Consider the following 23,542-nt stretch of genomic DNA (forward strand, 5'->3'; position numbering starts at 1 on the left):
GTGTCATCGTGATTTTTTGTCACTCTTTTCGATCCTTATCAACAAAAAAATCATCAATTGATTCAAACGGTTTGATTTTATGTTCTTTTCCTAAAGGATGTAGTGCAAAACGAGCAGAAAACAAAACAGTCATACATAATATAATCCATATGATGAAACCCATCTTGAATTCCCCTTTCCATCCAGTGATTTGTTCAGCTCACATACATCTTAAAGTATGAAACGCTTACCATAGCAAGAGAAAGTAGGAGAAAAAATGGCAAACATAAGGGAGATTGCGAAAAGAGCGGGCGTATCTGTGACAACTGTATCACGTGTGTTGAATGATCATCCTTATGTCAAAGAGGAAAAACGAGAACGTGTTCTACATGCGATGAAAGAGCTCAAATATACGAGAAACATTCAAGCTGTCCATTTAGCAAAGGGCTATTCAAATATGCTTGGCATCGTTCTTCCGACGATTGAACACTCTTATTTCAGCGGCCTTGTCACAGGTATTGCAGAAAAAGCACAGGCGCACGGTATGCATTTTGCTTTATTTCAAACGGGGTATGATCCATTAAAAGAAAAAGAAGCGTTAATGAGTTTAAAAGAACGCCGTGTGGATGGTTTAATATTTTGTTCAAATGCGTTAAGTGATAGGCATATTTTAAAGTGGCAGGAATCTGGGCCGATTATATTTTGTCATCCCACGCCGCATGATACATGCTCAACAGTGTCAATTGCACATGATCAAGCATTTAAGGAAGGCCTGCATCATTTGGCAGCATGCGGCCATCAACGAATTGCGATTGTTCTCGCCAGAACAGAAGGAGCGAATAGCGAGTCGCGCCTTCAGGCTTATCAAGAAATGATGAAATCGCTCGGGCAGGAGATTGATGAAGAATGGATCATCGAAGGGAAACTAACACTTTTTGATGGAAAACAATTATTTACAGAGTGGCAGGAGATGAAGAATCGCCCCACAGCATTATTCATCACAAATGATGACGTATCAGCAGGCTTTTTATTAGAGGCGCAGCGTCATCACATAAAAGCAGAAGAAACTCCAGCCATACTGAGCTTTCAATTTAACCAATTAAGTGAGGCTTTGGGGATTTCCAGCATTGATATTCCGCTGAAACGAATGGGTCAGGAAGCGTTTGACTTGTTCGATCGAGCCATAAAGGGAGAGGTGCCAGAGAAAAGAATGCTGCCATTTCACCTGAACGAGCGATCAACCACTGTTTTCAAAAACAATCGTTGACGCACGTTTCATCTGTTTTGTACGATAAGAGGGATTGAATAAGAAGGAGGTGGGGATGTTCATGGAATCCTTCACCGTTGATAAAGCGTTAAATAATAATGTCATCATTGCAAGACACTCTTCTTTGGGCGAAGTAGTTCTGATTGGGAAAGGAATCGGCTTCGGGAAAAAATCGGGTGATGTTCTCGATCAAGATACATTTGAAAAAATGTTTGTCCTTAAAAATACAAAGGAACAAACAGAATATAAACAACTGCTTCACCACATTGATGAGAACATGATCGAGCTTGCCAATGACGTCATTTATCATATACGAGAAAAAATGGGACACCGTTTGAATGAGCATATTCATATTGCCCTGACTGACCATATTGCCTTTAGTTTTAAGCGGGTGCAGCAAGGATATGATATCACCAATCCCTTTATGCTTGAGACGAAGTCGTTGTATCCGAAAGAATACGAGGTCGCAAAGGAAGTCGTTGAGCTCATTAACGAGCGTCCTGATGTCGAAACAAAGCTGCCAGAAGGAGAGATTGGCTTTATTGCGCTCCATATTCACTCAGCTTTAACGAATCGGCCATTATCTGAGGTGAACCGTCATTCGCAGCTCATCACGCAAATGGTCCAAGTCATAGAAGATTCATTTCATATGAAAGTAGACAGAGAAAGTATTCATTATTTACGCTTATTGCGCCATATTACGTTTTCGATTGAGCGTATTAAACGGGAAGAATCTTTAGAGGAGCCAGAAAAATTGCTTCATCTATTGAAAAATGAATATCCTTTATGCTACAATACTGCTTGGAAAATGATCAAAATATTACAACATGCATTGAAAAAGCCTGTACAAGATGCAGAGGCTGTCTACCTAACCCTTCATCTGTACAGATTGACAAATAAAATTTCATAGTTTCCTTGAAACGTGTAACTGATTCGATCAGGCATGAGTGACTTAAGGTAAATACAGGATAAGATCCTGTTATTTGCGCAACCTTATATCACCATGCCTTTTTTTGTGTTTGAAAGTGAAATGTAAACGGTTAACTATGAAATGTATGTCAGGGAGCGTCCCGCTTGTATGTTGTAAGCGAAAATAAAAGGAGGTTCAACTAGTGTTTAAATCACTTTTTGGTGTGTTGCAAAAAATTGGACGAGCACTTATGCTTCCAGTTGCGATCCTTCCTGCTGCTGGTATTTTACTAGCACTTGGGAATGCGATGCAAAATCCGCAGCTGATCGATGTGGCTCAATTTTTAAGCAATGATACAATTCAGCTTGTTGCAAGCGTCATGGAAAATGCGGGGAACATTGTCTTCTCGAATCTTCCGCTCTTATTTGCTGTAGGGGTTGCCATCGGTCTTGCTAATGGAGACGGTGTGGCAGGGATTGCCGCAATTATCGGTTATCTTGTCATGAACGTAACGATGAGTGCCGTATTAATGGCCAACGGATCCATTCCATCCGATTCAATCAAATTGGCTAAGTTCTTTAAGGAAAGCCACCCAGCATATGTTAATATGCTCGGCATACCGACCTTATCTACCGGAGTTTTTGGCGGGATTATTGTCGGGGTATTAGCAGCTTATATGTTTAATAAATTTTACAAAATTGAGCTTCCGCAATATCTTGGCTTCTTTGCCGGTAAGCGTTTTGTTCCAATTGTTACATCTATTTCAGCACTTATTTTAGGGCTTTTGATGCTAGTCATTTGGCCGCCAATCCAAGGTGCACTGAACTCATTTTCAACAGGACTGCTTGCAGCGAATGAGCCGCTTGCTGCCTTTGTATTCGGTGTCATTGAACGCTCATTAATTCCGTTTGGTCTGCACCACATATTCTACGCGCCATTCTGGTATGAGTTCTTTAGCTATAAGAGCTTATCAGGAGATATTATCCGTGGTGATCAGCGTATCTTCATGGCTCAAATCAAAGATGGTGTTCAGCTGACAGCTGGTACATTCATGACAGGGAAATATCCGTTCATGATGTTTGGTCTCCCAGCAGCAGCACTTGCGATTTACCATGAAGCAAAACCAAAGAATAAAAAGCTTGTCGCAGGAATTATGGGATCAGCAGCCCTGACTTCTTTCCTAACAGGGATTACTGAACCGCTTGAATTCTCATTCTTGTTTGTTGCACCAGTGTTATTTGCAATCCACTGTGTATTTGCTGGATTATCCTTTATGATAATGGATATTCTAAACGTGAAAATCGGTATGACCTTCTCAGGAGGATTAATCGATTTCTTCTTATTCGGTATCTTGCCAAACAGAACCGCTTGGTGGCTTGTGATTCCAGTTGGTCTCGCACTTGCTGCAATTTATTACTTCGGATTTAGATTCGCCATTCGCAAATTTAATCTGAAAACGCCAGGCCGCGAGGATGAAGCAGCTGACGGGGCAGATAGTGCTAAGTCTGAAAAGGGTAATGACTTACCTTATGAAATTCTTGAAGCAATGGGTGACCAAGAAAACATTAAACACCTTGATGCTTGTATTACGCGTTTACGTGTCACTGTTAATGATCAGAAGAAAGTGGACAAGGACCGCTTGAAAAAGCTTGGTGCTTCAGGAGTTCTCGAAGTAGGGAACAACATCCAGGCCATCTTCGGTCCTCGCTCTGATAATTTAAAAACACAAATGCAGGACATCATTGCAGGCCGCACGCCTCGTCCAGCGAAAGACCCTTCTGCAAAAGAAGAAGTCAGCCAGCAGGTCGAAGAGGTCATTGCAAAACCGCTTCAAAACGAACTAGGTGAAGAAATCTTTGCATCACCAATTACAGGGGAGCTTCATCCGATTACAGATGTACCAGATCAAGTATTCTCAGGGAAAATGATGGGTGACGGTTTCGCCATCTTGCCAACAGATGGAACGGTGGTTTCACCGGTGAAAGGGAAGATCTTAAATGTATTCCCAACGAAACACGCAATTGGCCTACAATCTGACGGTGGACTTGAAATTTTGATCCACTTCGGTATTGATACGGTCAGCCTCAAAGGAGAAGGATTTGAAGCATTTGTACAAGAGGGAGATCAAGTAGAAATCGGTCAAAAACTCTTAGAGGTTGATATTGATAAAATTAAGTCTGAAGTACCATCTTTAATGACACCAATTGTATTTACCAACTTAAGTGAAGGACAATTTATTGACCTTCAAGAAGCCGGTGAAATCAAAGCTGGTCAAGAAAACATCATGAAAATTTCAAAATAATTTTCATAACTGCCGTTCTTGTTAGATGACAAGCTCGGCAGTATGATATAATATTGTGGATGTATTAATTGTATAAAAAGGAGATTGATAAAAATGGCTCAACAAACATTCAAAGTAACTGCAGATTCTGGAATTCACGCACGTCCTGCAACAGTACTTGTACAAACTGCTAGTAAATATGATGCTGATATCAACTTAGAATATAATGGTAAAACAGTGAACCTGAAATCTATTATGGGTGTAATGTCTCTAGGAATTGCGAAAGGTGCTACAATCACAATCTCTGCTTCTGGTTCTGATGAAAATGATGCACTTGCTGCGCTTAAAGACACAATGAAAAGTGAAGGCCTAGGCGAGTAATGCAACAACTGAAAGGAATCGGTGCTTCAGCAGGCGTTGCGATTGCAAAAGCATATCGTCTGGAAGAACCAGATTTAACAGTTCACCAAAAAGACATCAACGATCCAGAGACAGAAGTGAAGCGTTTTGAAGAAGCAATTCATGTTTCTAAACAAGAACTTGAAGCAATTAAAGAACATGCGCTAAAAGAGCTTGGCCAAGACAAAGCAGATATCTTTTCTGCACACCTTCTTGTGTTAAGTGATCCAGAGCTGCTAAACCCAGTAAAGGATAAAATCAACTCTGATAAAGTAAATGCTGAATTTGCTTTAAAAGAAACAGCGACAATGTTTGTTACGATGTTCGAAGCAATGGACAATGAATACATGAAGGAACGTGCAGCGGATATTCGCGACGTAACAAAGCGTGTAATTGGACATTTGCTAGGCGTTGACATTCCGAATCCAAGCATGATTTCTGAAGAAGTGGTCATCATTGCTGAAGATTTAACTCCTTCTGATACTGCTCAGCTGAACAGACAATTCGTCAAAGGGTTTGCGACAGATATCGGCGGTCGTACTTCTCACTCAGCGATTATGGCAAGATCAATGGAGATTCCAGCTGTTGTTGGAACAAAAGAAGCAACAAAAACGGTGAAAAATGGTGATCTGATCATTGTTGATGGTATTAGCGGAGACGTCATCATTCAGCCTTCTGAAGATGAAGTGAAAGCGTATCAAAAAAAGCATGAAGACTATTTAGCTAAAAAAGCGGAATGGGCGAAACTGGTTGACCAGCCAACGGTCACAAAAGACGGCGTTCACGTAGAGCTAGCTGCAAATATCGGAACACCTGAAGATGTAAAAGGTGTGCTTGAAAATGGCGGCGAAGCAGTCGGATTGTACCGTACAGAATTTTTATATATGGGCAGAGATCAGCTTCCTACAGAAGAAGAGCAGTTTGATGCGTATAAAACTGTTTTAGAGAAAATGGAAGGCAAAGCAGTGGTTGTCCGCACACTAGATATTGGTGGCGATAAAGAACTCCCTTACTTGCAGCTTCCAAAAGAAATGAACCCGTTTCTTGGCTTTAGAGCGATCCGCCTTTGCCTCGAAGAACAGGAGATTTTCAGAACACAGCTACGCGCCTTACTTCGTGCAAGTACATATGGAAACTTGAAAATCATGTTCCCTATGATCGCGACGTTATCAGAATTTAGAGAAGCAAAAGCCATTTTACTTGAAGAAAAAGAAGCATTGGTTGCCGCTGGTACAGACGTATCCGATTCCATTGAAATCGGTATAATGGTAGAAATTCCATCAACAGCTGTCATTGCAGACCAATTTGCAAAAGAAGTGGATTTCTTCAGTATTGGAACGAATGACTTGATTCAATACACAATGGCCGCTGATCGAATGAACGAACGAGTGTCTTATCTTTACCAGCCTTACAATCCAGCGATTTTACGTCTGATTACGCTTGTTATTGAAGCAGCGCATAAAGAAGGTAAATGGGTTGGCATGTGCGGAGAGATGGCAGGAGATGAAATCGCAATTCCTCTTCTTCTTGGATTAGGATTAGATGAATTCTCAATGAGTGCAACATCTATTCTTCCAGCAAGAACTCAGCTAAGCAAGCTTTCTAAGGAAGAAGCTGCATCATTTAAAGAGCATATTTTATCACTTAGCACGACAGAAGAAGTGGTTGATTTCGTGAAGAAAACGTTTCAACATAACTAAGTGAATTCAAACCAGACAGTAACCCTGTCTGGTTTTTTTGTCGAATTTTATCATATTGGGTCATATCCGTCAGAGAGAAGGGCATTCTATAAGAAAAATGGAGGTGACCAGATTGCCTTTCTCAGACTATAAACCGGGTGATCAAGTATATGTGATTTATCGAAATCCACATGCAGCAAACGTAGCACAAATCAAAGAAGCAGAAATTGTTTCACATCCATACAACGAAGAGGAGCTTGCCCTATTTTTACTTGAAACGTACCATCCCTTGGCTCCAGATGATGCGGTCTTTCCAACATATGAAGAAGCAGAAGCTCTTTATCAAGATTTGTTTGAATAAGGGAGATTTTAGAAAGGATAAAAGCCATCCTGCACGGTTAAAGTAACGGTATGAAAACCTATAAGGTAAGGATGTGCTAAATATGATCAAACCTTTTGTGCCCCAGCTTGTGTACATTGAACCACGGGCGTTAGAGTACCCGTTAGGACGAGAGCTGAAGGAAAAGTTCGAGGGGATGGGTATTGAAATAAGAGAAACGACTTCACATAACCAAGTGAGAAATATTCCGGGTAAAAATGACTTACAAAAGTATCGTAATGCGAAATCAACGCTTGTCATTGGTGTGAGGAAAACGTTGAAGTTTGATACGTCTAAACCATCTGCGGAGTATGCGATCCCATTTGCAACAGGCTGTATGGGGCATTGCCATTATTGCTACCTGCAAACGACGATGGGAAGTAAGCCATACATTCGAACATATGTGAATGTTGAAGAAATATTAGATCAGGCGGAGCAGTACATGAATGAGCGTGCGCCGGATATCACGAGATTTGAAGCTTCTTGTACGTCAGATATTGTAGGAATTGACCATTTGACACATACACTAAAGAAAGCGATTGAATACTTCGGCCAAACTGATCTTGGTAAGCTTCGCTTTGTGACCAAATTTCATCATGTCGATCATTTACTTGATGCAAAGCATAATGGCCGGACAAGATTCCGTTTTAGCATCAATGCGGATTATGTCATTAAATATTTCGAACCTGGAACATCACCGCTTGATCAGCGGATTGAAGCGGCTGTCAAGGTCGCAAAGGCAGGCTATCCTCTTGGCTTTATTATTGCCCCAATTTACATTCATGAAGGCTGGCAGGAAGGGTATAAAGTTCTTTTTGAAAAGCTAGATGCAGCCCTTCCTGAAGATGTGAGGCACGATATCACCTTTGAAATGATCCAGCATCGTTTTACAAAACCAGCGAAGCGTGTCATCCAAAAAAACTATCCGAAATCAAAATTAGAATTAGATGAAGAAAAAAGAAGATACAAGTGGGGTAGATATGGAATCGGGAAATATATCTACCAAAAAGATGAGGAACAAGAACTGAGACAGACGTTAGAATCATATATTGATCAGTACTTTCCGTCTGCAAAAATTGAATATTTTACTTGAAGCAAGCCTTTTTGGGCTTGTTTTTTCTATTTAAATTTTCTCACAACTATTGAATGCGGTATCAATTATGCCGATATATACAACGAGGTATGAAAGTAGGATATAGGGGTGTGAGGAGATGTTTAAGAAACTTCAAGTGAGAATAGCTGTTTTCATCTCAGTTATTTTAATTTTAACCGTCGTGGCAGTTCAAGTGGGTTCCAACATGGTATTAACACCACTGATTGAACGAGATGCAAAAACGACCGCCACAGCAACGGCAGAAAGCCTGAAAGACATTATTACAGAAAAGCTTGATAATTACGGCAATACAATTAAAAAATTGGCAACAGGTAAAATAACTGAAGAATTTGCGCAAAAACAAACAAAGCAAACACTGGATTTTGAAAAAAGTGCAATAAAAAACCTGCAGGAACAGGATAAACTCATTTCGTTTGCTTATATTGGAACAACTGATGGCAAAATGCTCGGCTTCCCGGAGTTCGATCTTGGCCAAGGGTATGATCCATCTAAACAAGGCTGGTTTAAACAAGCAGTCGAAAAGCCTGATCAGGTTGTTTGGACAGATCCATATATTGATGAAGCAACGAAAAAAGTGATTGTCTCAGCCACGAAGGCGATTGTCAAAAATGGAAAGGTCATTGGAGTCGCTGGACTTGATTTGAAGCTCTCCTCCATTCAATCTTATATAAATGAACAAGAGATTCCTTATAAAGGGACCGCTTTCTTAGTTGATAACACAGGCACCATTTTGGCGCATCCAAAAGAGCAAGGAAAAAACATATCAAAAGTTGCTTCTGTGAAAAAAGCAATCGACAATTCAGGTATTGATGACAGCAAAGAACTGACGGTTATATCTAAAATCAAAGAAGCCGATTGGACGGTTGGTGTTAGCTTTGAGAAAAAGAAACTGCTTTGGATTACAGAACAAATGAATCAGACAAGTATCATTATATCCGTCATTGCCATTATTCTTGCGATGATCCTCAGCTTCTTATTGGCAAGAAGCATTACAACGCCAATCAAGCGTCTAACAGGGCATGTGCGTAAAGTGTCAGAAGGCGATTTAACAAGTACGCTTGAAGTGAAGTCTAAAGATGAAATTGGTCTCCTCACGAAAAGCTTTAATCAAATGATAGAGGACATTAGAGAGTTAATTGAAAAAGTGAAAGGGGCTTCAGACCAAGTAGTGACATCAACGGATGAAGTCACACAAATTTCAAATGAAACCTTGCTGTCGAGCGAACAGATTGCAACCGCCATTCAAGAGGTGGCAACAGGGGCATCTAAGCAGGCATCAGATGCAGAAACAATTAATGAGAAATCAGAGCAATTGTATGAGAAAGTGCGCCATATGGGTGAGCTTGCCTCACAAATGCAAACCAACTCAAAATCATCTGAGGATGCAAGCTATAAAGGGCTTGATGCACTTGGTGTGCTCGTTCAAAAATCAACACAAGCGAACGAAGAATCGAAAAAGGTAGAGCAAATGCTGCTAGACCTTGAGCATAAAACGAAAAATATCGAAAACGTGGTGACAGCCATTTCTCAAATCTCGGATCAAACGAATTTACTTGCACTGAATGCAAGCATTGAAGCAGCGAGAGCTGGAGAAAGCGGACGAGGATTTGCTGTTGTTGCAGAAGAAGTCAGAAAGCTTGCTGAACAATCTGCGCAATCAACAAAACACATTAGTGAAACCGTCAAACTCATTCAAAATGAATCGAAGAAGGCGGCTGAAGCGATGACAGCAGCAAGTAAGATGAATGAGGAACAAGGTGACGCCATTAATGCAACAGGTGAGGCACTGAGCAGCATCACAATGGAAATGCAGGCACTTGTCGGTACAATCGACAGCATTCATACACAGATCAATGAAATGACAGAAGAACAGCAGAAGATGAGTGACTCCATTCAAAGCATTGCTGCAATTTCAGAAGAATCGGCGGCTTCAGCTGAGGAAGTGCATGCGTCTACAGATGAACAAGTCCAAGTTTTAGAAAGAACGAAAACCTCGACTGAAATGCTGAACGAATCAAGCAATGCATTACGTCAGGCAGTAGATCGGTTTAAGCTGTAAAGAAGCGGAAAGGAACCTTGCGACGTGAGCAAGGTTCTTTTTGTATGATAAAATAAAGCAAAGGAGGTGTTGACATGAATGTCAATTTATCTGGAAAAAAAGCATTGGTCGCTGCAAGTAGTCAAGGTATCGGAAAAGCGATTGCCTTTGCTCTAGCAAAAGAGGGAGCAGATGTGATGCTTTCAGGAAGACATGAGCACACGCTGACAGAAACGGTGAAAGAATTATCTCCGCTTGTAAAAGGAAAGCTGACTTATCAAGTATGTGATGTGTCTGACGCGCAGCAAATCAAGGCGCTAGTTCAAGCGGCAGCTGGTGATGAGAAGTGTGTAGACATTCTTGTGAACAATACAGGCGGGCCTAAAACAGGGACGCTTGAAACCTTAACAGATGAAGACTGGATGGAATCATTTCAGCTTCATTTACTCAGCTATATTCGATTATTAAAAGAGGCCTTGCCTTATTTGAAAAAACGCGGTGCACGCGTGTTAAACATTGCGTCTATGTCAGTAAAAGAACCGATCCCAGGCTTGATGCTGTCAAATACTTTTAGACCGGCTATTGCCGGCTGGACAAAAGCAGCCGCTCAGGAGCTTGCTAAGGATGGGATTTTGATTAATACGTTAGCCCCAGGGAAAATTGAAACAGACCGCGTCAAACAGCTCGACAAGCACCGCGCGCAGGCAGAGCATCAAACGGTTGAAGAAATCAAAGCACAGGCTGAACGTACGATTCCGCTTGGCCGTTATGGACAGCCAGAGGAATTTGCAGCATATGCAGCCTTTCTTTTATCTGAAGCCAATACATATATGACAGGTCAAACACTTATCATTGATGGTGGATTGACAAAGTCTCTTTAAGGAGGAACAAGTGATGACACAAATCAAAACAGTTGGTTTTATTGGAATTGGTGTAATGGGACGCAGTATGGCTGAACATTTAATGGATGCAGGTTATGAAGTTCTCGTTTATACAAGAACAAAAGCGAAAGCAGATGCACTCATTCAAAAAGGCGCATCATGGAAGCCGGAAGTGAAGGAAATTGCACAACATGCAGATGCTGTCATCACAATGGTAGGATATCCATCAGATGTAGAAGAAATCTATTTAGGTGAAGAGGGGCTTGTGGCACATGCTACGCCTGGTACTTATCTGATAGATATGACGACATCGAAGCCTCAACTGGCAAAAGAAATTGAAGTGAAAGCGAAAGAAAAAGGGCTGTTTGCATTAGATGCACCAGTTTCTGGCGGAGACGTAGGCGCAAAAAATGCAACGCTTGCGATTATGATTGGCGGAGAAAAATCAGCCTATGAAGCGTGTTTGCCCTTATTTGAGAAAATGGGCGAAAACATTCAATATCAAGGACCTGCAGGAAGCGGCCAGCATACCAAAATGTGTAACCAAATTGCGATTGCAGCAGGCATGGTAGGTGTCGCAGAGGCTATGGCCTATGCCGAAAAATCAGGACTTGATCCAGAGCACGTGCTCAAAAGCATCACAACGGGTGCGGCAGGAAGCTGGTCCTTGTCAAACCTTGCACCAAGAATGTTGAAAGGTGATTTCGAGCCAGGGTTCTACGTGAAGCATTTTATTAAAGATATGGGCATTGCACTTGAAGAAGCAGAGCTGATGGGAGAAGAGATGCCTGGGCTCTCACTTGCGAAGTCACTTTATGAGAAGCTGCGCGAACAGGGCGAAGAAAATAGCGGCACACAAAGTATATATAAATTATGGGTGAAATAAAAAAGCCTGTCCTACTTTGGGACAGGCTTTTTAGATAACTTATTTTCCGATGAATTGCTGCGTCCAGTAGTTGCCAGATTTCACATAACCAACACCGATATGTGTATAGTTTTTGTTTAAGATATTGGCTCTATGACCTTCACTGTTCATCCAAGCAGTCACCACTTCTTGTGGAGATCTTTGACCTTGGGCAATGTTTTCACCTGCTGTTTTGTAAGTGATCCCGAATTTCTTCATTTGATCAAATGGAGATCCGTAAGTTGGGCTTGTATGAGAGAAATAGTTTTTATCTTTCATATCTTGAGATTTTGCGCGAGCAGATTTACTTAGCTTTGAATCAACAGAAAGTGCTTTTAATCCTTGCTTTGCACGCTCTTTGTTTGTAAGCTCAACGACTTCTTTTTCAAATGCATTCAAGCTGCTGTCTGCTTTTGCTGTCGTTGTGTCTTTTTGATCAGCTTTTGTATTGTTGTTTGTATTTTGTTTTGCTGGCGCACTTGGTTTAGAAGCAGTAGGTTTTTTCACTGATTCTTGTTTTTGTTCATTTTTTGCTTTGTTTACTTCTTTTACCACTTTTGTGCCAGTAACAGGTTGACCGCTTTTGATCAGCTTGTTTAAAAGAGCTTCGATCTCTTTTTGATTCGACTTGCTTAGCTTGTTTACATCTGAAGAGATATGTAATTTTGTAGCTAATGTATGAAGATCAATGGTTTGATGCTGTACATGTATTACTTGTTTCAGGTTAAGCTCCTTCGCATCAGCTGAATGTCCCCCAGTGAACGTGATGAGTGCAGCAGCCGTTAGCGCTGAAAAAAAGAATGATTTCTTCTTCATATTGTAACTCCTCCTAAAATCTTTGTTTTGTTTTCTCACAGAAAATCATAACATGGACTTTTTGTTATAAACGTACCAGCATCCTCCATTGACAATGCCTGTTTGTCATTTTTGTTAAAGTCACAAAAAAAACCGCCTCATATCAAAGGATAGGGAATTCTTCCATTTAATGAAAACGACATAAACATACCAATATTTTAAAGTGTTAGTATATTTTTTTGCATAATAGGGATTGACAGCTTTTTTTCGCTTGTTTCGCTGTAACAACTATTACAAAAGTGTTACAATAATGAGTGGTAATTGTAAAAGATTGAAAGGATGAGAGGAGCTACATAAGTGGGAGAGAAACAGCATCAAGGTGGTGCCGAGCAGAAAAAATTCAAGCGCCGGAACGCCTGGAGGATTAATCTCTTTTTCTTCGCTGTCTTTAGTTTGTTTGCTGTGCTTGTGATCAAGCTTGGTGTACTGCAAATCGTCAATGGTGAGGATTATAAAAAGCAGGCTAACCGAACAGAGGTCAAAACAGCATCATACCCGTCACCAAGAGGAAAAATGTATGACGCGAGAGGAAGAGTCGTCGTTGATAATGAAAGTGTACCTGCCATCGTTTATACATCAGAAAGCGGTGTAAAAGCGAAGGATAAGATTAAGGTAGCAAGAAAACTTGCGACTTATATAAAAATGGATACTGATTTTTTGAGAGAGCGTGACATTCGAGATTTTTGGCTGGCAAGCCATCCGAAAGAAGCGGATAAGCTCATTTCAAAAGCAGAGCAAAAGAATCTTAAAGCAAAAGATGTCTATCCGCTTCAAGTAGAGCGCGTGCCTAAGGAAGAGGTCAAGGCGATCGAAAAAAATGCAGAGGAAAAAGCAGTTGCAGCGATCTATCGTCGATTTACAGGCGGATATGCCTTTGAGCCTCAAATCGTGAAAGCAATGGACCCAAATGAAGAGAAAAAAGGGGACGAAAAAGTTGCTTTACTCGATGAAACAAAAGAGTCAAAGCAGGCATCATCTGTGAGTTTGACCTATGAAGAGATTTCACTTGTATCAGAGCATCTTGATGAACTGCCTGGTGTGAATGTCATCAATGATTGGACAAGAAAATATCCGTATGAGAAGACCCTTTATAATGTACTTGGCGGTGTGACCACACCAGAGCAAGGGATTATAAAAGAGCGTGAAGATTACTATATGGCAAGAGGCTACTCACGTAATGACCGAGTAGGGAAGAGCTATTTAGAGTATCAATACGAGGATTTTCTGAACCCGGAGAAAGCGACCGTTCAATATACTCAGGTTGGCGGGAAGCTGCTCGATGAAATCAAGCGGACAGAGGGACGAAGAGGACTTGATCTTGCACTGACATTTGATATGGAGCTGCAAAAGGAAGTCGACAAGATCGTCGAATCAGAGCTTAGATCCGCTAGTGCGAGAAACTATATGATGGATCGCGCATTTGTCGTGATGATGGACCCTAACACTGGGGATGTTCTCGCGATGTCTGGCAAGAAAATGGACGGCAGAGACGTCACTGATTATGCCATCGGAACATTTACGACCCAGTACGAAATGGGCTCTGTAATCAAAGGAGCCACAGTACTTGGCGGTTATCAGGACGGAATGTCGCACAACCAATCCTATATGGATACACCGCTCTACTTTGCAGGGAGTGGTGGAAAGCCGAAACGGTCATACAAAGTTCTTGGATGGGTCAATGATCTACAGGCTCTCCAAAAAAGTTCCAACGTCTACATGTTCCAAGTAGCGATGAGAATGGCGGGCATCATTTATCAAAAGGATGGTCCGTTACCGGCAAGACCTGAGCACCTGCAAAAAATGAGAAACTACTATGCGCAATTCGGCCTTGGCGTGAAAACAGGGATCGATTTGCCGCAGGAATCAAGCGGGATGCAGACACATCCGAAGACGGTCGGCGGACTTTTGCTCGATGAAGCAATTGGGCAGTATGACACGTATACACCGCTTCAAGTTGCCCAGTACATGTCAACGATCGCCAATGGAGGAAATCGCGTTCAACCAAGAGTGGTGAAAAGCGTTCACCTTCCAACAAAGAAGGATGAAGTAGGCCCAGTCGTGAAAAAATATGAGCCGAAGGTATTGAACACGATTAACAATTCGAAAGCAGATATTGACCGCGTCAAAATGGGGCTGAAAATGGTCACATCGACCGGCGGTACTGCCGCTGGCCGCTTTGGTCAGCATGATGTCTCAGGAAAAACAGGGACGGCCCAAACCTTTTACTATGGTGCTAACCGCAGCTGGTGGGGAAACCCCACTTACAATTTAACCTTTGGGGGATATTATCCATCGTCCAATCCAAAAGTGGCTTTTAGTGTCGTGACCCCTTATGTTTCAGACAAAGATTCCGTCATTAAAACCATTCCAAGTAAAATTATTGATAAGTACGTTGAATTACAAAAGAAATACGAAAAGCAGTAAACAGCAGAGAGCACATCAAGAGAATGTGCTCTTTTTTGCTGAAAATATGGACGTTTCCCTCGATGACGGAAGGAAAATACGGGTTTTCTAGCGAATCTTTTTTATACATCAATCTAAGGACAACCCTAAAAAATGAAAAGGAGGGTCGGACGACGATGGAACAAAAAATGAAAGATTCGAATCAGCTTTATTCGAATATCGATTTACATGCCGTTCTTTCTTCTAATGGCCGCTTTCTCTACATTTCTTCTAACTGTAAGCAGCTTTTGCTCTATGAACAAAAGGATTTACTAGGGTGTTTTTTGAAAGACTTTGTTCATACCGAAGATCAATTTCTCGTTGAGAGTTATTTCTACAATCAGCACATGCTAGAGATTTCCCACTTTAGGCTGCTTAGAAGTGACCTAACAGCTGTATGGATTGAAGCTAGTATTGATTTTGTCGCTTGTGATGAGTTAGACAGTGAACTAAGTAGAGAAATGATCCTAAAAATGAGGGTGCTGGACGCTGAACCGCAAAAAGCAGCATTTCAAACAACATCAGAAGTGTCAGAACAGTCGTTAGGCAGTCTGCCGGCTTTCCAACATGTCAGTGAAGCTGAACAATTGATTGCCATGCTGCCAAATCCGTTATGTATTACGATTTTAGGGGAAATTGTTTATGCGAATGATGCGATGCTTCAATTAATGGGGGTATGTACAAGAGATGACATGATCGGCAAAACTGCATTTGACTTTATTGCTGAGGAGTACCATGACATTGTGAGAAGCCGAATTACAAGGCTGCAGCAAGGTCTTCCAGTCGGAATGATTGAACAGATATGGAAGCGGAAAGATGGGAGCAGCATTCATATCGAAGTGAAGTCATCACCAACGATCTATCAAAATCAGCGGGCAGAGCTTTTGCTGTTAGTAGACATCTCATCCCGTAAGAAATTCCAAACCGTTCTGCAAAAAAGCCGGGAGAGGTATCAGCTGCTCATCCAAAACTCCATTGATACGATTGCGGTCATTCACGATCACAAATGGGTGTTTATGAATGAATCAGGCATTAAATTATTTGAAGCCGAGCATTACGATAAATTAATAGGAAAAGATATTTTTCATCAAATCCATTCCTGTGACCAGCCAAAAGTGAAAAAAAGCATATCACGTATTATTGAAAGAGCATCAGATTCTGAGATTGTCACGATGAGCTGTCATACATTTAAGCACAAGCTGATCTATACAGAAATGGTGTGTATCCCAACTACATTTTTTGGAGAAACAGCCGTTCAAATTATTTTAAGAGATATATCCGAACGTAAGCAGACAGAAGAGCTCATGCTCCGATCTGAAAAATTATCGATCGCAGGCCAATTGGCTGCGGGCATTGCACATGAGATCAGGAACCCATTGACTGCCATCAAAGGCTTTTTGCAGCTCATTAAACCGAAAACGAAAGATCGGGATCAATATTTCGAGATTGTTTTCTCTGAACTGAGCCGGATAGAAATTATCTTAAGCGAGCTGCTCATGCTTGCAAAACCGCAGCAAACGGCATCGATGCAGACACTTGATTTGAAAAAAATCATCAGCGAAGTCACGGCTTTATTAGAAACACAAGCGAACTTAAATGGCATTTTAATGAATACAAGTGAAATAGAAGAGGATCTCCTGATGAACGGGGATCAAAATCAGCTCAAGCAGGTGTTTATCAATTTAATCAAAAATGCCGTAGAATCCATGCCGGACGGAGGGCAGGTTGACATTACGGCCAAAGCAGAAAGAGATGGAATTCACGTCACCATTCGTGATGAAGGGGTTGGCATTCCTGAATCGGTCATGAAGCGAATAGGAGAGCCCTTTTTAACGACAAAGGAAAAAGGGACTGGACTTGGCCTTATGGTGACATTTAATATTTTAGAAAATCACAACGGGACGATCCGTGTGGATAGTCATCCCGAAAAGGGCACCGTATTTCACATCATGTTTCCTGCAAAATAAAAACAACGGCAGGAGAGCCGTTGTTTCAGTCTGTTAAATGAATGGAACGCTTTTCAAGAACGAATTGTTCTAGGCGGTCAAGTCCTTCTTTCAGTGTTTCAAGTGAATAAGCATAGGATAGACGCACATACCCCTCGCCGAGTGGAGAGAAAGCAGACCCTGGTACGACAGCAAGTCTTGTACTTTCTAACAGCTCCATACAAAAATCAAAGGAACTCATCCCAAACGATTCAATGGATGGAAAAATATAAAAAGCGCCAGAAGGCTTAATGACCGGAAGCCCCATAGAAATGAGCCGATCATATACATAATCGAGCCTTTTCTTATATTGCTCTCTCATGATGAGTGCATCATCCACACCATTTGTCACAGCTTCAAGTGCCGCCTTTTGTGAGACAGCCGAGGCACAAGACACGTTATATTGATGTACTTTTAATACATGTTTAGCAATTGGAGCTGAAGCAAATAAAAAGCCAATTCTCCAACCAGTCATGCTATGAGACTTAGACAGTCCGTTAATCACAATGGTCTGTTCCTTTAAGAAAGAAGCGATTGAATGATGCGGCCGGTCAAATGTCAGCTCGCTATAGATTTCATCGGATAAAATAAAGATGTCTTTTCCTTCAAGGAGCTGGGCAATCTCTTTCAATTCTTCTTCTGAAAGCGTGACACCAGTAGGATTTGAAGGATAAGGAAGCACAACACACTTTGTTTTTTCCGTTAATGCATCCTCAATCAGCTTGGCATTTAATTTAAAGCCAGCATTCGTTGTGTCGATATGTACGGGCTTCCCCCCGCACATTCGAATGATCGGTTCATAGCCAGGATAGACAGGTCCAGGTAAAATCACTTCATCACCCTCTGACAAAATGGTTCGAAACGCAGCATCAATCGCTTGACTTGCACCTGTCGTCACAATGATCTCTGACTCTGCATCATAATCAAGGTTGACTTTCTTCTTGATGTAGTGCTGGATTGCTTGTCTTAGCTCTAGGAAACCAGCATTATGAGTGTACGAAGTGAAATTCTCGTCAATGGCTGCTTTTGCAGCTGTTTTGACATGATGCGGCGTATAAAAATCGGGCTGGCCTATCGTCAAAGATACGACATCCTCATATGACGATACGAGATTTGAAAATGTTCGAATGCCTGAAATTTCAATATCCTTTACTCTTGGATTCAGCAAATGCTCCATTTCTCATCACCTTAAAAATTTATGTTTTTATCCTATTTTACCATTCACTGCATAAATGTCACCTGCGAAAGGCACTGGATATCATTATCTGTAGTCTATTCTCCTATTCATCACAGCATGAGTGATATATTGAAGAAAGAGCAACATTTATTATAGCGTAACCTCACGAGAAAATACAGGCTGCGATAACATGATTAGAAAACGGCAAAACGGTGTAAACTGAAAGAACGTGAGAATCAGGGTCATGGGAATTGCTTTCATAGACATACGATCTCCTAAAGGAGGACGATAAATGGAACAATCAGCGAAGACATCAAAAATAGCGTTTCTATCCGTGATGAGTAACACATTTGTTGTCATCTTAAAAATTATTGTAGGTCTGCTCACTGGATCTGTTGCGGTTTTATCAGAAGCCATTCATTCTTTTCTCGATTTAATGGCATCTTTTATTGCATTTATCTCTGTTCGTATTTCAAGAAAGCCAGCAGATTCTAAACATCCTTATGGACATGGAAAAGTCGAAAATATTTCTGGAACGATTGAGACCTTACTGATTTTCGTTGCGGGCATTTGGATCATCTACGAATGTGTTCACAAATTAATGCATCCAGAGCCAGTCAAGCTGCCTGTACTTGGCATTGTGGTGATGCTGATAGGCGCGCTCATCAATTTTATCGTATCGAAGGCTGTGAACAAAGAGGCAGAGCGAGTACATTCTGTCGCCATGAAATCGAATGCATTGCACCTGTTAACAGATGTGTATACGTCATTAGGGGTCGCATTCAGTTTATTGCTTGTCGCATTAACCGACTGGTATTTCTTAGATCCGATCATTGGAATGATACTTGCTCTCTTTATTATGCGTGAAGCATTTAAACTCATGAAAGAAGCCTTCCCGCCGCTCGTAGACGCCCGGCTAACGCCCGAGGAAGAACAATCGATCGAAGCAATCATTCAAGGATTCAGTCAAGAATTCATCGAATATCATGACTTTCGAACAAGACGATCCGGTGCAGAGGAATATATTGATTTTCATTTGATTGTAGATGGCAAGACAACGATAGAAGATGTTCATCAATTATGTGATCGAATTGAAGAGAAGATTCAGCAAGAATTTCCGCATGCACAAATCTTTATTCATGTAGAACCTGAAAGTGAAAGAAGCACGCAAACGTAAAAAGGCGATCAACCAACTTAGGTTGTATCGCCTTTTTTTACGCTTCATCTATGAAATGAAATCAATATCCATAAGCAGTATCGTAATCTTCATACCAAGAGATATAAGCTGCGTCATCATTTGACAAATCATGCTTCATGTCTAAAAAATCAGCTTCGCAAATATCTTCAATCACAGTCATTTCATTGTTATTTAATAGTACGACAGTTCCCATCATGAACACCTTTCTTTAAAAAATCCTTGACTATTGTACCATGTGAAGAACCATTGTCAACAGCAGAATGGAAACAAGACGAAAATATCACAAAATGTTAAAAAATCAGGAGGTAAAAGAACTAGAATTACCATGATTTTCACAAATTTTCAGTATTTATTCACATAAATCATTGAGGACGAACTGATCTAAAATATATGTAAAAGTGTAAAGTTACATTGATCTTGCGATATTCATAAGATATAATAACGAATGATTATAAGAAATTTATAGAAAACATACATAATAAAGGAGAAATAGGATGGAAACAAACATAACAGAACCACACATTCAAGAAAAGAAACATCCTGAGCTAGCAGGCGTAGGCTATCGTTTTCTTGCACACCTTTTGGATGGTATCATCATCGGCGTACCATATTCTTTTATCATGTTTATTTTGGCAACACTCTTTTTTGTCTCAAGTCCAGAGGCAGCATTGATGATGGATGACGACAGCTATTACTATTCAACAACTGTTATGACAGATGAGGAATGGGCAGTGATTATGGGACTTATCTTTTTCTATATAGGAGCGATCTTGGTCGGTATTGTGGTGACATGGCTTTATTACGCCATCATGGAATCATCAAAACTGCAAGGAACGCTTGGTAAGATGGCTCTTGGGATTAAAGTGACAAGAGTAACGGGCGAAAAAGTGACATTCGGCCGTGCAACAGGTCGCTTCTTTGCAAAAGGCTTTTTGTCTCCAATCTTATATATTGGCTACATCATTGCCTTTTTCACAGAGAAAAAACAAGCACTTCACGATTTAATTGCAAGTACCATTGTTGTGAAGAAATAATGAAAAAAAGCACCTCTGCTCAATCGTAAGAGGTGCTTTTTGTATAGATTGCTTGTATGGAAGAGGGACGTATGACATAAAATAGAATGATAGTGAAAAATCAGGCAGGGAAGGGAGACAAACGATTGAAAACAGGGAAAAAGACCATGCAGAAAAAAGGGGCAGGCTTCGGGCTGTTTTTGACAGCACCCATTTTGGCCTGGGCATTGTATGACTTTGCAAATACGATATTTTCATCGAATATGATCACCATTTTCTTCCCGTTCTACTTGCAGGAAACAATCGGAGACAGTGCGAGAATGGATCAGATCGCTAGTACATTTATTTCTTATGCAAACGCACTAGCCAGTTTTTTTCTCGTCATTTTCACACCATTATACGGAGTCCTGATCGATCGTACAGGAAAAAAGAAGCGCTATATCACAGTGTTTACTCTAATATGTATAGCTTGTACATTTTTGATGGGGATCTTTGCTGGGATTGATTTCTCAAGCGAATGGTTTGGGCTGCCTGTCTCTTTATTAGTAGTGGTCACCTTGTTTGTGATTGCAAAATTCTTCTATCACTCGAGCCTAGTGTTTTATGACACCATCCTGCCCGATCTTGGGACAAAGGATGAAATACCGCTTATTTCTGGATTTGGCATTGCCGTTGGTTATTTAGGGACACTTGTTGGTCTCACAGTTTATTTACTTGTTGGCAATGACCAATTTCATGAAGCATTTATTCCGACAGCACTATTATTCTTTCTCTTTTTCCTGCCATTTCTCTTTTTTGTAAAAGACACTCATCCACTGCCGCAGCAAGAGAAAAAGGCGTCATTTTTCAGCGGGTATAAAGAAATTATTCGCACGTTTAAAGAGATGAAACATTACAAGCCCGCTTTTATCTTTATGATTGCTTTCTTTTTTATGAATGATGCCCTGCAGACAGCGATTGCGATGATGGCGGTGTATGCCAAAATCATCATTGGCTTTACCGCTGGACAATTTATTCTGCTTTATCTTGTGTCGACCATTTCAAGTATCATTGGCTCCTTTTTATTTGGATATATCACAAAAGCGATTGGGGCAAAGCGCTCGATTACAGTCGTGTATGTGATTTTGATCGTTGCCCTGATTCTGGCTGTCACAGCCACAACGGAATGGATCTTCTGGGTGGCTGGCAGTTTATTCGGTATTTCACTCGGCGCAAGCTGGGGGGCATCACGAATATTGATTATTGAGCTGATACCGAAGGAAAAGAGAGGACAGTTTTTTGGTCTCTTCGCATTCTCAGGGAAGGTGTCTTCCATTATTGGACCCATCATTTATGGGTCAGTCACTCTGCTGTTTGCAGAGCATGGAAACCTCGCAAGCCGCCTTGCGCTAGGGTCTTTACTTATTCTTGCAGCGATAGGACTTGTGATTCATCAATTCGTACGAGAGAAAGCGTAAAGAAACGTCAACTTTTTACCTATGCTGCCGATATAAAAAGTACAATCTTATATTGAAGAATAGAGGGATTTCCGTGGCTTTAAATAAACAAGAAATTTTACTTGACTCTGGTACCAATGAATTGGAAATTGTGAAGTTTGAAATTGGTTCAAATCAATTCGGCATTAACGTCATGAAAGTAAGAGAAATCATCCAGCCGGTTGAGGTGACGGCAGTACCGCACTCTCATCAAGATGTAGAAGGGATGATTAGTTTACGAGGCGAGATTTTACCAGTCATCAATCTATTTTCCTTTTTTAATGTCGAGTCAGATCAGTCAGAACAAGAGAAATATATTGTGACTGAATTCAACCAACGGAAATTTGTGTTCCATACAGGAACGGTATCACAAATTCACCGCGTCAGCTGGGAAGAGATTGAAAAGCCAACTGCACTCAATCAAGGGATGGAACGTCATTTAACCGGTATCATTAAGCTTGATGAGAAAATGGTTTTCCTTCCAGATTATGAGAAAATCATTTATGATATTGAATCCGCTTCTGGAGTAGAAACGTATCATATGTTTGACGGTGAGAAAGACGAGAGAAGAACAGGGAAGAAGCTTTATGTTGTTGAAGACTCTCCGCTTCTCATGCGTTTATTAACAAATGAATTAACCGAAGCAGGCTATAAAAACATTGTGACCTTTGAAGACGGGAAACAGGCATATGACCACGTCATGGACCTTGTTAGCAAAGGAATTACTGTGACAGAAGAAATTGATATGATTATTACAGATATTGAAATGCCAAAAATGGATGGTCACCGATTAACGAAACTGTTGAAGGAAAATCCTTTAACAAGTTCCATACCGATTCTTATCTTCTCTTCGTTAATCACTGAAGATTTGCGCCATAAAGGGGAAACAATTGGTGCAGATGATCAAATTAGTAAACCAGAAATTCATCAGCTGATTGAAAAAGTCGATCACTTTATAATCTAAAGGAAAAACCACTCGTCATGAGTGGTTTTTTGTTTAAAAATAACTTTCCCCGAGTCGTTTGAAGACGGGCTTTGTATAATGTGATTTTTGTTTTGTGGCGGTAGGTTTTTCTTTTAAACCGACATACGTTTGAAGCAGTTGCTTTGCTCGGTTTAATGACATATTCGCTTTCGGATTGCGATATGATTGATTTAAATTTCCTAAGTGTGGCAAAAATTCGAAGTCTTCTTTGGTTGGTGGCAGGTGAAAATAATAATCTCCAATTTCAATCAGCACGTCGGACTGTTGTTGACTATATTTGGGATTGTTAGAGAAATGTAGGCCCACTTTTCTTCCTTTACCTTCTTGCAATAGTTTTTGCAGCGCACGTTTTTTCAAAAGATAAAGAAACTTGGGATTTGGTGCGGTTTTAGCATGGCGGTTAACAGTATAAATGGCTTTTGCGATGTTTTCTGCTGTAGGTTCTATGTCTTTAGTATGAGCATAATCGTCCATTTTTTCTCTCCTTTGTCTTTCGTCTTCCTGTGCTTAGTATAAATTATACGTTTTTATTAGTAAATTGCAAATAGACTTATTTTAAAAAGCGATAGGATTTCCATTGT

General features: G+C 40.8%; 21 protein-coding genes. 16 read left to right on the top strand and 5 right to left on the bottom strand.

The genetic code is table 11. The features are described from left to right. Window positions 1-19 precede the first annotated feature (19 nt). Window positions 20-163 (bottom strand): hypothetical protein, encoded by a 144-nt coding sequence (locus NSQ36_RS06625; protein ID WP_003211556.1) that lies wholly within the window; start codon window positions 161-163, stop codon window positions 20-22. A 93-nt stretch (window positions 164-256) separates the two neighbouring features. Between NSQ36_RS06625 and NSQ36_RS06630 the strand changes: the two genes are divergently transcribed. From NSQ36_RS06630 to NSQ36_RS06675, 10 genes are all read left to right on the top strand, one after another. Next, window positions 257-1,246 (top strand): LacI family DNA-binding transcriptional regulator, encoded by a 990-nt coding sequence (locus tag NSQ36_RS06630; RefSeq protein WP_253622666.1) that lies wholly within the window; start codon window positions 257-259, stop codon window positions 1,244-1,246. A gap of 55 nt (window positions 1,247-1,301) precedes the next feature. After that, a complete protein-coding gene (locus NSQ36_RS06635) occupies window positions 1,302-2,156 on the top strand; it encodes a transcription antiterminator (protein WP_277552591.1) in 855 nt (284 codons plus the stop codon). 202 nt (window positions 2,157-2,358) lie between these two features. Continuing rightward, on the top strand, window positions 2,359-4,458 hold the full coding sequence (ptsG, locus tag NSQ36_RS06640) for a glucose-specific PTS transporter subunit IIBC (RefSeq protein WP_003210849.1): 2,100 nt from the start codon (window positions 2,359-2,361) through the stop codon (window positions 4,456-4,458). A 93-nt stretch (window positions 4,459-4,551) separates the two neighbouring features. Further along, window positions 4,552-4,818 carry a phosphocarrier protein HPr gene (locus tag NSQ36_RS06645; RefSeq protein WP_003211078.1) on the top strand — a complete coding sequence of 89 codons (267 nt, stop codon included), beginning with the start codon at window positions 4,552-4,554 and terminating at the stop codon, window positions 4,816-4,818. Continuing rightward, entirely contained in the window at window positions 4,818-6,536 is a 1,719-nt protein-coding gene (gene ptsP, locus NSQ36_RS06650) for a phosphoenolpyruvate--protein phosphotransferase (protein WP_106029802.1), read from the top strand. The genes NSQ36_RS06645 and ptsP overlap by 1 nt, the downstream gene beginning before the upstream one ends. 97 nt (window positions 6,537-6,633) lie before the next feature. Further along, window positions 6,634-6,876, top strand: coding sequence for a transcriptional regulator SplA domain-containing protein (locus NSQ36_RS06655; protein ID WP_044331928.1), 243 nt, complete (start codon window positions 6,634-6,636; stop codon window positions 6,874-6,876). A gap of 82 nt (window positions 6,877-6,958) precedes the next feature. Then, entirely contained in the window at window positions 6,959-7,987 is a 1,029-nt protein-coding gene (splB, locus tag NSQ36_RS06660) for a spore photoproduct lyase (protein WP_050945157.1), read from the top strand. Window positions 7,988-8,105: 118 nt separating this feature from the next. After that, window positions 8,106-10,067, top strand: coding sequence for a methyl-accepting chemotaxis protein (locus tag NSQ36_RS06665; protein WP_339207062.1), 1,962 nt, complete (start codon window positions 8,106-8,108; stop codon window positions 10,065-10,067). Between the two features lie 74 nt (window positions 10,068-10,141). Beyond that, window positions 10,142-10,927, top strand: a complete 786-nt coding sequence (locus NSQ36_RS06670; RefSeq protein ID WP_251190919.1) for an SDR family oxidoreductase — start codon at window positions 10,142-10,144, stop codon at window positions 10,925-10,927. Window positions 10,928-10,940: 13 nt separating this feature from the next. Then, the gene (locus NSQ36_RS06675) at window positions 10,941-11,813 is read left to right on the top strand and encodes an NAD(P)-dependent oxidoreductase (RefSeq protein WP_003211880.1); all 873 of its coding nucleotides are present in this window, start codon (window positions 10,941-10,943) and stop codon (window positions 11,811-11,813) included. 39 nt (window positions 11,814-11,852) lie between these two features. On the opposite strand, the gene NSQ36_RS06680 is transcribed toward NSQ36_RS06675, so the two are convergent. Next, on the bottom strand, window positions 11,853-12,647 hold the full coding sequence (locus NSQ36_RS06680; RefSeq protein ID WP_003212087.1) for a CAP domain-containing protein: 795 nt from the start codon (window positions 12,645-12,647) through the stop codon (window positions 11,853-11,855). Between the two features lie 336 nt (window positions 12,648-12,983). Here NSQ36_RS06680 and NSQ36_RS06685 point away from each other — a divergent pair, with 336 nt between their 5' ends. Together NSQ36_RS06685 and NSQ36_RS06690 are read left to right on the top strand one after the other, a co-directional pair. Continuing rightward, the gene (locus NSQ36_RS06685) at window positions 12,984-15,110 is read left to right on the top strand and encodes a penicillin-binding protein 2 (protein ID WP_339207065.1); all 2,127 of its coding nucleotides are present in this window, start codon (window positions 12,984-12,986) and stop codon (window positions 15,108-15,110) included. A gap of 155 nt (window positions 15,111-15,265) precedes the next feature. Next, the gene (locus tag NSQ36_RS06690; RefSeq protein ID WP_137054703.1) at window positions 15,266-17,095 is read left to right on the top strand and encodes a PAS domain-containing sensor histidine kinase; all 1,830 of its coding nucleotides are present in this window, start codon (window positions 15,266-15,268) and stop codon (window positions 17,093-17,095) included. Between the two features lie 25 nt (window positions 17,096-17,120). Here NSQ36_RS06690 and NSQ36_RS06695 read toward each other — a convergent pair whose 3' ends face one another. Continuing rightward, a complete protein-coding gene (locus tag NSQ36_RS06695) occupies window positions 17,121-18,290 on the bottom strand; it encodes an aminotransferase A (RefSeq protein ID WP_003210942.1) in 1,170 nt (389 codons plus the stop codon). A gap of 292 nt (window positions 18,291-18,582) precedes the next feature. On the opposite strand from NSQ36_RS06695, the gene NSQ36_RS06700 reads away from it, so the two are divergent. Continuing rightward, complete coding sequence (locus NSQ36_RS06700; protein ID WP_284906313.1) at window positions 18,583-19,467, top strand: cation diffusion facilitator family transporter; 885 nt, start codon at window positions 18,583-18,585, stop codon at window positions 19,465-19,467. Window positions 19,468-19,528: 61 nt separating this feature from the next. Here the strand turns inward: NSQ36_RS06700 and NSQ36_RS06705 are convergent, their stop codons facing one another. Beyond that, window positions 19,529-19,681: a hypothetical protein gene (locus tag NSQ36_RS06705; protein ID WP_170965990.1), complete on the bottom strand. Its 153-nt coding sequence runs from the start codon at window positions 19,679-19,681 to the stop codon at window positions 19,529-19,531. Between the two features lie 301 nt (window positions 19,682-19,982). On the opposite strand from NSQ36_RS06705, the gene NSQ36_RS06710 reads away from it, so the two are divergent. The 3 genes from NSQ36_RS06710 (at window position 19,983) to NSQ36_RS06720 (ending at window position 22,940) form a co-directional block, all read left to right on the top strand. After that, entirely contained in the window at window positions 19,983-20,522 is a 540-nt protein-coding gene (locus NSQ36_RS06710; RefSeq protein ID WP_003211813.1) for an RDD family protein, read from the top strand. Between the two features lie 125 nt (window positions 20,523-20,647). Then, window positions 20,648-21,958 carry an MFS transporter gene (locus tag NSQ36_RS06715; protein ID WP_339207068.1) on the top strand — a complete coding sequence of 437 codons (1,311 nt, stop codon included), beginning with the start codon at window positions 20,648-20,650 and terminating at the stop codon, window positions 21,956-21,958. A gap of 73 nt (window positions 21,959-22,031) precedes the next feature. Then, window positions 22,032-22,940, top strand: coding sequence for a chemotaxis protein (locus tag NSQ36_RS06720; protein WP_003212225.1), 909 nt, complete (start codon window positions 22,032-22,034; stop codon window positions 22,938-22,940). A 33-nt stretch (window positions 22,941-22,973) separates the two neighbouring features. Here NSQ36_RS06720 and NSQ36_RS06725 read toward each other — a convergent pair whose 3' ends face one another. Then, window positions 22,974-23,435, bottom strand: coding sequence for a YkyB family protein (locus tag NSQ36_RS06725; protein ID WP_012009774.1), 462 nt, complete (start codon window positions 23,433-23,435; stop codon window positions 22,974-22,976). Between the last annotated feature and the right edge of the window lie 107 nt (window positions 23,436-23,542).

The sequence above is a fragment of the Bacillus sp. FSL W8-1143 genome (assembly GCF_037965155.1).
Taxonomy (GTDB): domain Bacteria; phylum Bacillota; class Bacilli; order Bacillales; family Bacillaceae; genus Bacillus; species Bacillus pumilus.

Bases quoted from the DNA above. Each gene is read 5' to 3' on its own strand.
- NSQ36_RS06665 (WP_339207062.1), top strand. From the start codon at position 8,106: ATGTTTAAGAAACTTCAAGTGAGAATAGCTGTTTTCATCTCAGTTATT.
- NSQ36_RS06680 (WP_003212087.1), bottom strand. From the start codon at position 12,647: ATGAAGAAGAAATCATTCTTTTTTTCAGCGCTAACGGCTGCTGCACTC.
- NSQ36_RS06635 (WP_277552591.1), top strand. From the start codon at position 1,302: ATGTTCATGGAATCCTTCACCGTTGATAAAGCGTTAAATAATAATGTC.
- NSQ36_RS06645 (WP_003211078.1), top strand. From the start codon at position 4,552: ATGGCTCAACAAACATTCAAAGTAACTGCAGATTCTGGAATTCACGCA.
- NSQ36_RS06675 (WP_003211880.1), top strand. From the start codon at position 10,941: ATGACACAAATCAAAACAGTTGGTTTTATTGGAATTGGTGTAATGGGA.
- NSQ36_RS06725 (WP_012009774.1), bottom strand. From the start codon at position 23,435: ATGGACGATTATGCTCATACTAAAGACATAGAACCTACAGCAGAAAAC.
- NSQ36_RS06670 (WP_251190919.1), top strand. From the start codon at position 10,142: ATGAATGTCAATTTATCTGGAAAAAAAGCATTGGTCGCTGCAAGTAGT.
- NSQ36_RS06655 (WP_044331928.1), top strand. From the start codon at position 6,634: ATGGAGGTGACCAGATTGCCTTTCTCAGACTATAAACCGGGTGATCAA.
- ptsP (WP_106029802.1), top strand. From the start codon at position 4,818: ATGCAACAACTGAAAGGAATCGGTGCTTCAGCAGGCGTTGCGATTGCA.
- NSQ36_RS06710 (WP_003211813.1), top strand. From the start codon at position 19,983: ATGGAAACAAACATAACAGAACCACACATTCAAGAAAAGAAACATCCT.
- NSQ36_RS06630 (WP_253622666.1), top strand. From the start codon at position 257: ATGGCAAACATAAGGGAGATTGCGAAAAGAGCGGGCGTATCTGTGACA.
- NSQ36_RS06695 (WP_003210942.1), bottom strand. From the start codon at position 18,290: ATGGAGCATTTGCTGAATCCAAGAGTAAAGGATATTGAAATTTCAGGC.
- NSQ36_RS06690 (WP_137054703.1), top strand. From the start codon at position 15,266: ATGGAACAAAAAATGAAAGATTCGAATCAGCTTTATTCGAATATCGAT.
- NSQ36_RS06700 (WP_284906313.1), top strand. From the start codon at position 18,583: ATGGAACAATCAGCGAAGACATCAAAAATAGCGTTTCTATCCGTGATG.
- NSQ36_RS06705 (WP_170965990.1), bottom strand. From the start codon at position 19,681: ATGGGAACTGTCGTACTATTAAATAACAATGAAATGACTGTGATTGAA.
- splB (WP_050945157.1), top strand. From the start codon at position 6,959: ATGATCAAACCTTTTGTGCCCCAGCTTGTGTACATTGAACCACGGGCG.
- NSQ36_RS06625 (WP_003211556.1), bottom strand. From the start codon at position 163: ATGGGTTTCATCATATGGATTATATTATGTATGACTGTTTTGTTTTCT.